This window comes from Streptomyces sp. CNQ085 (assembly GCF_022614595.1).
In the GTDB taxonomy this organism is placed as follows: Bacteria; Actinomycetota; Actinomycetes; order Streptomycetales; family Streptomycetaceae; genus Streptomyces.
The window spans coordinates 1-9,598 of record NZ_JAJFAU010000139.1 but is presented as its reverse complement, the minus strand read 5'-3'; the positions used below and the strand labels follow the sequence as shown (position 1 = coordinate 9,598).

Sequence of the window (9,598 nt, the reverse complement as noted above, 5' to 3'; positions counted from 1 at the left end):
GGGTCTGCCGGCGGCGCGGTTGGCCACCATCTCCTCGCGAGGAGCGGACGACCCGGAGAACGGGGCCGCCGTTCAGGACGTTCTGGACCGCCGTTCAGGGCCGGCCGAGGAGCCGGCTGCCCGCGACAGTCGGGACACGGGCGGTGAAGAACTCCGTGAAGCCGCGCACGAACTCCTCCTCCGTGAGCCGCCCGTCGCCGTCCGCGTCGAGCTGCCGGAAGCCCTCGTTCAGCTCGGCCGGATGCACCCTGGAGCCGCCGAAGAGCGTGCGGTACTCGTCGGGGCCGATCTCCCCGCTCCCGTCGGTGTCCCCCGCGCGGAAGAGGGCGCGTACGGCGATGTGCAGACCGTCCTCCAGATAGCGCGGGTCGCGGTCGCAGCCCGCGAGGGTGGCGGCCACGAACTCCGCCCGGCCGACCCGGCCGTCCCCGTCGGTGTCCATCGTGGCGGCCATGTGCCGCCACCAGGCGTCGAAGGCGGCGTAGACCTCGTCCTCCTGTTCCGTGGTGAGCTCCAGCTGCCAGCAGGCGTTGTGGGCCATGGCCCGCAGGTCGGCGATGTCGACGTACCCATCCCCGGTCTGGTCCATGACCTGCCGGAAGAAGGCGTCCAGCCGGGGCGGGCGCGGGTCGTGCCGCGGGGGCCGCGGCGCCCGGGGGCGCGGCACGGCTCCGTTGGGCGGCACGCGGTACCGCAGGCGGTCCGGCAGCCGGGTCAGCAGGCGCCGCGCGCCGTGGTGCAGGACGCGGGACAGCAGCGCCGCCGCACGGGAGCGCGGCAGCCCGAACAGCTTCCGGACGGCGGGCGGCAGATCGGCGACGGTCAGCGCGGCCAGGGTGCGCGCGATCACCGGCCGCAGCAGCGGCCACAGGGGCCGCAGCCGCCGCAGCCGGCTCGGGCAGGGCGCCTCGCGCAGGATGCCGAAGAGCAGGTACCGCACCTCCTCGCCGTACTCCAGCCGTTCGCGGACCATGCGGTCGACGTACGCGGGCACGTCGGCGGCGGTCGGCGGCAGGACGTCGCCGGAGAGCCCGAACTCGCCGCAGACGGCGAGGAACTCCCGGTACAGCTCGTCGAGCTGCCCGGGGGTGAACGGATCACCGGACAGCTCCCGCATCGCCGTCATCGACTCGTGGAGGGTGAGCAGCACCCAGGCGCGCACCTCGGGGTCCTCGGCCGTGTAAGCCCCGCCCCGCCCGTCGGCGCCCTGGATGCGGCGGTGGGTGCGCTCCAGCCGGGCGACCTCCCGGCGCAGGCTGTCGGCGTCGGAGAAGAACAGCCGCTTGCCGCTGTCCATGGTGTGCTGCACGCGCCGCCAGGGGTGTGCCCGGTAGGTGGAGTGGTCCCTCATTCCGGCGGCGACGACCGGGTGCGCGGTCTGGAGCACCAGCAGCCGCCAGGCGACCAGGACGATGCGCCGCTCGCCGAGGGTGCGGCGCAGGAGGGAACCGGGGCCGGGCAGGCCGGTCGTGGGCATGGGGCGTCTCCCGGGGTACGCGGTGGTGTGTAGTCCGCCCCAGCGTGGCCGTGGCTGGGGGCGCGCGGACCCCGGAGAGCCCTCATGTCACTGGAAAGGGTGAATCACGGGCTCGCCGTGCATGAAACGGGCCCGGTGTGGCGGGACGCGGGGCGGGGCCCGCGCCTCGACTCCCGCGTCCCGCGCGGACCCGCCGGCGTCCGCGTGCCGGAGGCGGAGACGTCAGGCCGCGTCGGTGGGGTCGGTGGAGCCGGTGGAGGTGATGCTCCACCGGCCGACCTCGCGGTAGCCGGAGTCGTACACGGCCGAGCCGTCGCCGGGCCGCAGGGCGTAGTGGTGCAGGTTCCCTCCCCAGTACCGCAGGATCCGGCCCAGCTCGCGGGCGGACTCCTCGGCGGACGCCGCCTCGTCCATGTCGACCTCAAGACGGAACTTCATCTCGGACCTCCTTGTCGTGTTCTCGTGATGCCCGAGTTCAATTGTTTCATTGAAATCCCCTGTGAGACTTTTCGGGCAGGATGCCCCTCCATCACTCGATCGAGGTTCGAAAAGCCTCAAGAGGTTGTAGAGTCGCAAGATGTCGGCGCACCGGGTGCGGAAGAGGCCGGGCGGGTCGGGGAGGGCCAAGGAAGAGCCGTGGTGGTGCCGGGCGGAGGAAAGTGCTACGCCTCGGCCTTCTTCATCGACTCCACCAGGGCGGAGAAGCTGTCTCCGGCGTGGCCGGCGTCCATGCCGCGCCGGAAGAGTTCGACGATCGCGGCCGGGAGGGTGGTGTCGACGCCCGCGTCGGCGTTGGTGTGCAGGACGTGCTCGGCGCTGGCCGTCCCCATGGCCAGGCGGTCCACGTCGCCGAGGTGCCGGCCGGCGTCGATGCGTTCGGCGTAGAAGGCGAAGAACCCGGGAAGCGAGTTCGCGGTGTCGGTGGCGTGCGACAGGATGTCGGTCGCTGTCAGGCCGTTCGCGTGGGCGAGGGCGATCGCCTGCCAGTAGCTCAGCATGGAGGTCCAGAACATGACCATGCCGATCTGGTAGAAGAGCGCGGCGAGCCCCGGGTCCTCCCCCCGGTACTCGGTCCGGCCGGTCACGACTTCGAGCACCGGCCGGTGCTTGTCGAACACCTCCCGGGGGCCGCTGTAGAAGGTCGACGAGGAGGGCTGCCCGATGCCGGAGGGCGGCACCGTGACCCCTCCGGTGAGCTGCACGGCGCCTCGTCCGGCCGCCCAGCGGGCGGCGGCCCGGGCCCGCTCGGGGGTGTCGGAGCTGAGGTTGACCAGGACCCGGCCGGACAGCGCCGTCGCGGCGGGCTCCAGCACGTCGTACATCGCGGCGTAGTCCGTGAGGCTGAGGATCACCACATCGTTCGCGGTGAGGGCGTCCTCGACGCTCGGCGCGAGGACCGCGCCACGGGCCGTTAAGGCGTCCGCGCGGGACGTGGTGCGGTTCCACAGGGTGACCGCGTGTCCGCGGTCCAGGAAGGCCGCGGCCATGGCCTGCCCCATGGGGCCGAGCCCGATGACGGTGACCGACTGCTCGGTGCTGTTCATGAAGAGATCCCCATCCCTTGCTAAAACGAACGCTCTATTCAGGACGTGATGGCAAGGTATCACGACTCTGGAACGAACGCTCTACTCAGTCGGCCGGTACGGTGGCCGCATGCAGACCAGCACACGGGACCGGATCGTCGTCACGGCAGCGCGCCTCCTGCAGCGCCAGGGCTACGTCGGCACGGGGATCAAGCAGATCGCCCGGGAGGCGCAGGCCACCCTCGGCTCCGTCTACCACTTCTTCCCGGGCGGCAAGGAAGCCGTCGCCGTGGCCGCGATCAAGTACAGCGGCGAGGAGTTCGCGACGCTCCTGCGGCAGGCACTGGACGGCGAGGACGATCCGGCGCGGGCGGTGACGTCCTGCGCCCGGCAACTCGCCGACGGTCTGCGCGAGTCGGGCTGGATGGACGGCTGCCCCGTCACGGCCGCCGCCCTGGAGACGCTCGGAACCGACTCGGAGATCCAGCAGGCATGCGCCGACGCTCTGCGCGGCTGGGAGCGGTTGGTCTCCGACAAGCTGCTGCGCTGCGGCTTCTCCTCCCAGACGGCCCGGGAACTGGCGACCACCGTCATCGGCGCCCTGGAAGGCGCCGAAGTCACCGCCCAGGTCACCCGCAGCGAGGAGCCGCTGCTGACTGTGGGGCGGCAACTGGCCCGTCTCGTGAGCTCGTACGGGGTCTAGGAACCGGCTGTCACGGAGGCCGTCCGTCGCCTGACAGGCCCACGGTACGACGCGACGCCGCCTGGCGGCGCTCGCGCTCGTCTGGTTCCGTGTCCTGTGGTGATGTGCGGACCACGGATGCCGGACGAGGTCCGGCGGGGGAGCGGGGGTGAGTTTCCGGCTGGCGGCGTACGCCGTGTGCGTCGAGGACGGGCGGGTGCTGCTCGCCCGTCACCTGCTCCCGGACGGCGGGAGCAACTGGACCCTCCCGGGCGGCGGGGTCGAGCACGGGGAGGACCCGTTCGACGCGGTGGTCCGGGAGGTCGCCGAGGAGACCGGCTGCTTGGCGGTGGTGGACCGCCTGCTGGGCGTGGACTCGCGGGTGATCCCCGCGACCGCCACGCGTGAGGGGGTCGTGCACCAGAACGTCGGCGTCTTCTACCGGGTCCGCATCACCAGCGGCCGGCTCCGGCCCGAGCCGGACGGCGACGTCGTCGAGTCGGCCTGGACCCCGGTCCCCGAGGTCACCGGCCTGCACCGGTCCTCGCTGGTCGACATCGGCCTCGCCCTGGCCCGCGACCTTCCGCCGACCGGCCACGCCGCCCCCGTCCCGGTCGGCGGCCTGATCCAGCACTGAGACGCCCCCGGTGCCCGCCCCTCCCGCCCGTCCCGGCCGGGGCGGACGCTCAGTCCAGGACGGCGGTGGCCTCGACCTCGACCAGGTGCTCGGGTACGTCCAGCGCCGCCACGCCCAGCAGCGTGGCGGGCGGGACCGGGGTGGTGCCCAGCTTCGCGGCGGCCCGGGAGATCCCCTCCAGGAGCTGGGGCATCTTGTCGGGGGTCCAGTCGACGACGTGGACGTTCAGCTTCGCCACTTCGTCGAAGGTCCCGCCGACCCCGGCCAGGGCGGTGGCGACGTTGAGGTAGCACTGCTCGACCTGGGCGGCCAGATCGCCCGCGCCGACCGTGTTGCCCTCGCTTTCACCCCCGCCCACATGTCCGGCCGGACCTTTGATGACCACGGCACGGTCGGCTTTCACGGCTTCGTCGATGGCGGCCCGTTTTCCTTCGATTCTCACCGAGATCGCCTGGCGCTCAGGATGAGAGGCGTTCAGTGAGGAACGGAGACCGGGGGAGTCGGCCACGAGGCGCTCACACGGAACCCGCGCGTGCTGGGACGCGACGGCATGGTCGAGTGGACGGTGCGTCCACCGTGCCGCCACGCGTCGAGCACCCCCTCACCGAGCCGCCGGAGGCCGCCCGGCGTGTGCGGCCGGGACCGGCGGTGGCCGGGCTCCGGTCCGGTTGCCGGGCACCGGGCGGCGGCGTAGAAAGAAGAGGGGAGCGTGTCCCGGCGGGTCTCCGAGCGCGGCCGACCGGCGAACGCCGCGGTTCCGGGTGCCCGCTCCACCGGAGGTATTCCTCCCGGAAGGCAGTGACCATGCCCGAACAGGTCCAGATCGAGGAACGGTACTGGGGATGGTGCACCTGGCGTCCCTGCCGCAAGACGCGTGTGGTGACGAAATGGCGCTACGACTTCTCCTTCGTCGTCGTCAGCTACCGGGGCATCCGCACCAGTTACCGGGGCTGCGAGTTCGACAGGCGCTACGAGTGGAAACGCTGGGAGTTCAGCGGGCGGTTCGAGGACCTCACGCTGTACTTCGTCTCCATGTACTTCAAGAACCGGCTGTCCGACAAGGGGTCCTGCTCCTCGTCCGGGGTCGTGAGGCATCTCGCGAACGTCCTGGGGGACGACCCGGTCAAGACGCTGCGCGAGCACGCCACGGGGCGTGAACCACACGGGCGGGCGCCCCGGTGAGCCCCGGCCCGCCCGACCTGATCAGCGGCCCGCTCAGCCGTGGGCGCCCCCACAGGGCGGCTCAGGAACCGGGACTCACGGGGCGCGGCGCAGCCCGGGTGCCGTTTCCGGTGGGCCTGGCGCGCCGGAGCCGCCGTGGAACCGGGCAGCGGGTCCGGACGCCGCGTCAGTCCGTCCTGGTGGTCAGTCGACGAAGTGGTCGAACTCGCCGGCCTTGATGCCGTTTACGTCAGGTCCTGGTCGTAAGGGCCCAAGAAGCGCTCCCCGTTGAAGTGAATCAGATGCGTTGGGGTATCTGCGCACCAAACATCGGTCTCCCAGGCGATTTCCCTCAGGTATTTGCGCAGCTCGACCCGTGACGGCAGAGCGGAGATGAAGACCAGGCCAGCCGACGATCCTCGGAAAAGATCACTCAGCTCCCTATGCCTCTTGGCGTCCACCGGTCCGTGAGAAGACGCTGCCTCAATCAGGAAGAGCCAATTTCGATCCCGGAGAAAAACAACAATGTCCGGCATTTTTCCGTGCGAATCGACTTCTACGCCGAGCTTCGCGAGTGAATCTTTCTCGAAGATCGCCCACTTGTTTTCGGCGTCGCCGATATAAAGCACTTCCCCGTTGGGGGTGTATCGTTCGCAGAATTCACTTACGACCTGCGCGATCAGAGTGTTCTGGCCGCCGGGACTGAGATCGACCTTCTTGCCACCGGGAAGCTGGACCGGGATCCTGTTCATTTCACGCTCACGCGCATACATGGGTCGGAGGCTCATGGCGCTCTTTGAGATATTTCACAATGTGGCAGGCCAGCCCTCCTTTTTCCGGCTCGTCACTGTGGACAAGGAGGGCTGGGCAGCGACGTTACTCGTCAAAGGCGTTGTCTTCGTCTGCCTCATCATCGGTCTCGTTTTTCCCAGGCTTGCGAGTCTCCGGATTTTGGTCAATAACTCCATCGTTTCGGTAATAACGACGGGCGCTCGGGTAGAGCGAGGGGTTGTCGTCATACATGATGACCCAGCCGAGCAGAGCGCATATCTGCCACTTATTGGGCAAGTGTTGGGCGATAAAACGAAATGCTTCGTCTGCGGTAAATCCCCCGTCAGGGACGGTGATCATTAGCTTTTTAAAAGCTGGCGAGTGTTTGAAGCGAAAAAGGAACGGAATGCCGCGCTTGATTTCCCAAAGTGCGTCATGAAGCGACTGGATGCCAGGTGTCAGACCCTTGACCGTGTGGGAGAGGTCGACAGGGAACTCAAGGTCGAAGTGATTGCTTTTGATCACGGTCCGATCGCGATTACGTCCCGGATCGTTGTTCCCGAAGCCGCGATTATTCCAGACGATTTTCCCAGTTTTTAGATGCTCATTGATTAGCATTTTTTCTGGAGAGACCGAAGACAGGTCTTCTTCGACGAAGAGACACTTAAATGACATCTCGTCGATGGAGATGTGTTCTCGCCCGGAGAGTTTGTAGAGGTGATTTCCGAGGCGTTCAGGAAGGGGCTCGTCAGCCTTTCCCACATACGTGAGCTGGCGCTCTTCTCCGGGCAACTGCCGGAAGAGCTGATACACGCCGGACATGCTTGGGAGCCCGAGCTTCTCGGCTTGAGGAGCGAGAGCGTCGAGGTTCTCCTGCGTGAGGGGCGCGGGCTCCAGGCGCTTCAGGGCAGCGTATAGCTGTGTGCTCAACGCCTCCGTGATGCTGAGCCGGAACTGATCGCTGTACCTGTCGGCCATGTGGCACCCATCCCCCTCCTCCGAGATCCGCTGATCGCGGCGCAGCCTATCCGGTGCGACCGGGGAACGCGCACGGCAAGTTGTGAGATGTGGAACCATGATCACTAACTCCGCGGTACGCTTCTCTCATGTCTGAGCTGCGAGAAGGACGCCAAGAGGTGGGAACCTGTGTCGAGTTGTTCGCTGGTGGCGGAGGGCTCGCGATGGCTGTTCACGCTGCGGGCTTCCGTCCGCTCCTGGTGAATGAGCTGGCCAAGCGGGCGTGCGAGTCCCTGAGGATGAACCCACCTGACCCTGAGAACCCGGAGGAAGGGTGGCCGCTTGTTCCGGGTGACGTGAGTGACATCAAGTTCGCCGAGCACGTCACCGAGGAGGTCGACGTGCTCGCCGGAGGTCCCCCTTGCCAGCCGTTCAGTCTCGGGGGCGTTCACAAGGGTATGGAAGACAAGCGGAACATGTTTCCCGAAATGTTCCGCGCGATTCGAGAAATGCGACCGAAGGCGGTGATTTGCGAAAATGTTCGCGGACTGCTTCGTCCTTCTTTCAAGCCATACTTTAACTACATCCTGAACGAACTGCGTCTTCCGTTCGTGGAGCGTGACCCGAACGCGTCATGGGAAGATCATAATGAAATTCTTGAGAAGCTGATCGCCAATGATTCGGTTGACCTCTCTGAGAGGTATGTAGTCAAGGAGATGCAGGTAAACGCCGCCGACCACGGTGTACCTCAAATCCGAAATCGAGTGATCATCGTCGCGTTCCGTGCCGACCTTGGCGTCGACTGGGACAGATTCACTCCCAAGGAGACACACTCCGAGGAGTCGATGATCCACTCCATGCGCGAGGGTGGTCCGTACTGGGATCGGCACGAGGTTGCCCCCAACGTACGCAAGCACGTTATCGCGAGCCTCCCCGAGCTCGACTACGAGAACGAGAAAACTAAGGAAAAGCTCAAGCTGGACCCATGGCGTACCTTGCGCGACGCGATCTCCGGAATCGACGAAAACGAGGGAAAGCCGCTTTCTTACATCACCGAGGAAGATGTTGAGAAGAAGTTCCCCGTAGGAGAAATCCCCGACCACGTTGGGTGGCCCGGGGCTCGCGTGTACACCGGGCATACGCCGAATGTGCTGGACCGGCCCGCGAAGACCGTGAAAGCGGGTGTCCATGGCGTACCAGGTGGCGAGTCCGTCATGCGGCTTGATGACCCGAACTTCGTCAACGCTGGTGGTGGAAAAGGATACCGATACATGACCGTGCGTGAAACCGCGCGAGTCATGACGTTTCCGGATCGATGGGTTCTCGATGGGCCGCGGGGAGAGAAGATGCGGCAGTTGGGGAACGCGGTTCCTGTCAAGCTCGGGACAGTGTTCGCGAGCGCCGTCGCTGACGCTCTCAAATCAGTTGGCGCGCTACGGGCTCCGGGGAAGCGGAAGTGACCGAGACCACGAACGGTCAAGTGAGGCGTTGGAAGGACCGGATGCCTCCTAACCGCGCCTGGAAGCCGAGAGCGGGGATGAGTAGGGAGGCACGAGCGGCTGAGCAGGACCGAGCCGCCGGGGGCCGCCTGGCACGCGCTGTCGAGGTCGGCGATGGCCAGTACGCCCGCGCTTCCATCGCGCTGCGCCTGTACCGGAGCACACGCCGAATCCGCGCTTACCTGAGGTGGTCTCAAAAGGGCGAGACACAGGAACGCTACGTCGGGGAAGTGGATGCCTCTACGCGCACCGCCAACCTCGCGGAAGCTTGGAAGATGGCTCGTGCCGCTGGCTATGTGACCACCGAGAGCCTCCCCGCCAGTTCGTGGGCGTCTTCCCCGGCTTCTCGCGCGGTCATGTCCGCCAACAAGGGGAAGGACACCAAGCCGGAGAAGTTGTTGCGCTCCGCACTTCACAAACGCGGATTGCGATATCGCGTGGGTGCCAGACCGGTACCCAACTTGCGCCGAACCGCTGACATCGTGTTCACTAAGGCACGTGTCGCTGTCTTCGTCGATGGATGCTACTGGCACGGTTGCCCTGATCATTACCGGCCGGCCAACAAGGGTGCGGCGTTCTGGCGAGAGAAGATCGCGGGGAATCAGGCACGCGACGCCGAGACCAACGAGGTACTGCGTGAGGCTGGGTGGCTTGTGATCCGCATATGGGAACACGAGGATCCGGAACAGACGGCGCAGGCCGTGGCCAAAGCGGTACGGGCGCGGCAGAGCCCGAGTGCCTCGGATGGCGGCTGAGGACCGCACACCACTGAATCCTTCTCGGTAACGTCGCGTGACGGTTGGTGATCTTCTTTCAGGCGGTGCGGCCGTGTTCGAGTTGCAGCAGGACGAGGGCGGCTCGCGCGATCCGGGTGATGGCCGCGGGGTCGAG

At 66.9% G+C, this 9,598-nt stretch carries 11 protein-coding genes; 5 read left to right on the top strand and 6 right to left on the bottom strand.

Translation table 11 applies throughout. The annotated features are described in order from the left end of the window. Positions 1-94 precede the first annotated feature (94 nt). The 3 genes from LJ221_RS19725 to LJ221_RS19715 all read right to left on the bottom strand — a co-directional run bounded on the left by LJ221_RS19725 (position 95) and on the right by LJ221_RS19715 (position 3,021). On the bottom strand, positions 95-1,477 hold the full coding sequence (locus tag LJ221_RS19725) for an oxygenase MpaB family protein (RefSeq protein WP_241718063.1): 1,383 nt from the start codon (positions 1,475-1,477) through the stop codon (positions 95-97). A gap of 222 nt (positions 1,478-1,699) precedes the next feature. Next, positions 1,700-1,915, bottom strand: coding sequence for a hypothetical protein (locus tag LJ221_RS19720; RefSeq protein WP_241718062.1), 216 nt, complete (start codon positions 1,913-1,915; stop codon positions 1,700-1,702). A 224-nt stretch (positions 1,916-2,139) separates the two neighbouring features. Beyond that, on the bottom strand, positions 2,140-3,021 hold the full coding sequence (locus tag LJ221_RS19715; protein WP_241718061.1) for an NAD(P)-dependent oxidoreductase: 882 nt from the start codon (positions 3,019-3,021) through the stop codon (positions 2,140-2,142). A 109-nt stretch (positions 3,022-3,130) separates the two neighbouring features. Between LJ221_RS19715 and LJ221_RS19710 the strand changes: the two genes are divergently transcribed. Further along, positions 3,131-3,703 (top strand): TetR/AcrR family transcriptional regulator, encoded by a 573-nt coding sequence (locus LJ221_RS19710; RefSeq protein ID WP_241718060.1) that lies wholly within the window; start codon positions 3,131-3,133, stop codon positions 3,701-3,703. A 148-nt stretch (positions 3,704-3,851) separates the two neighbouring features. Further along, positions 3,852-4,319: an NUDIX hydrolase gene (locus tag LJ221_RS19705; protein WP_241718059.1), complete on the top strand. Its 468-nt coding sequence runs from the start codon at positions 3,852-3,854 to the stop codon at positions 4,317-4,319. A gap of 49 nt (positions 4,320-4,368) precedes the next feature. Here LJ221_RS19705 and LJ221_RS19700 read toward each other — a convergent pair whose 3' ends face one another. Continuing rightward, the gene (locus tag LJ221_RS19700; RefSeq protein ID WP_241718066.1) at positions 4,369-4,722 is read right to left on the bottom strand and encodes a RidA family protein; all 354 of its coding nucleotides are present in this window, start codon (positions 4,720-4,722) and stop codon (positions 4,369-4,371) included. Between the two features lie 401 nt (positions 4,723-5,123). Between LJ221_RS19700 and LJ221_RS19695 the strand changes: the two genes are divergently transcribed. Next, on the top strand, positions 5,124-5,501 hold the full coding sequence (locus LJ221_RS19695) for a hypothetical protein (RefSeq protein ID WP_241718058.1): 378 nt from the start codon (positions 5,124-5,126) through the stop codon (positions 5,499-5,501). A gap of 224 nt (positions 5,502-5,725) precedes the next feature. Here the strand turns inward: LJ221_RS19695 and LJ221_RS19690 are convergent, their stop codons facing one another. Both LJ221_RS19690 and LJ221_RS19685 read right to left on the bottom strand, forming a co-directional pair. Next, entirely contained in the window at positions 5,726-6,253 is a 528-nt protein-coding gene (locus LJ221_RS19690; protein WP_241718057.1) for a BsuBI/PstI family type II restriction endonuclease, read from the bottom strand. A gap of 103 nt (positions 6,254-6,356) precedes the next feature. Further along, entirely contained in the window at positions 6,357-7,229 is an 873-nt protein-coding gene (locus LJ221_RS19685; RefSeq protein ID WP_241718056.1) for a GIY-YIG nuclease family protein, read from the bottom strand. Positions 7,230-7,357: 128 nt separating this feature from the next. On the opposite strand from LJ221_RS19685, the gene LJ221_RS19680 reads away from it, so the two are divergent. Both LJ221_RS19680 and LJ221_RS19675 read left to right on the top strand, forming a co-directional pair. Then, positions 7,358-8,668, top strand: a complete 1,311-nt coding sequence (locus LJ221_RS19680; protein ID WP_241718055.1) for a DNA cytosine methyltransferase — start codon at positions 7,358-7,360, stop codon at positions 8,666-8,668. A 314-nt stretch (positions 8,669-8,982) separates the two neighbouring features. Next, a complete protein-coding gene (locus tag LJ221_RS19675; protein ID WP_302852042.1) occupies positions 8,983-9,462 on the top strand; it encodes a very short patch repair endonuclease in 480 nt (159 codons plus the stop codon). Positions 9,463-9,598 lie beyond the last annotated feature (136 nt).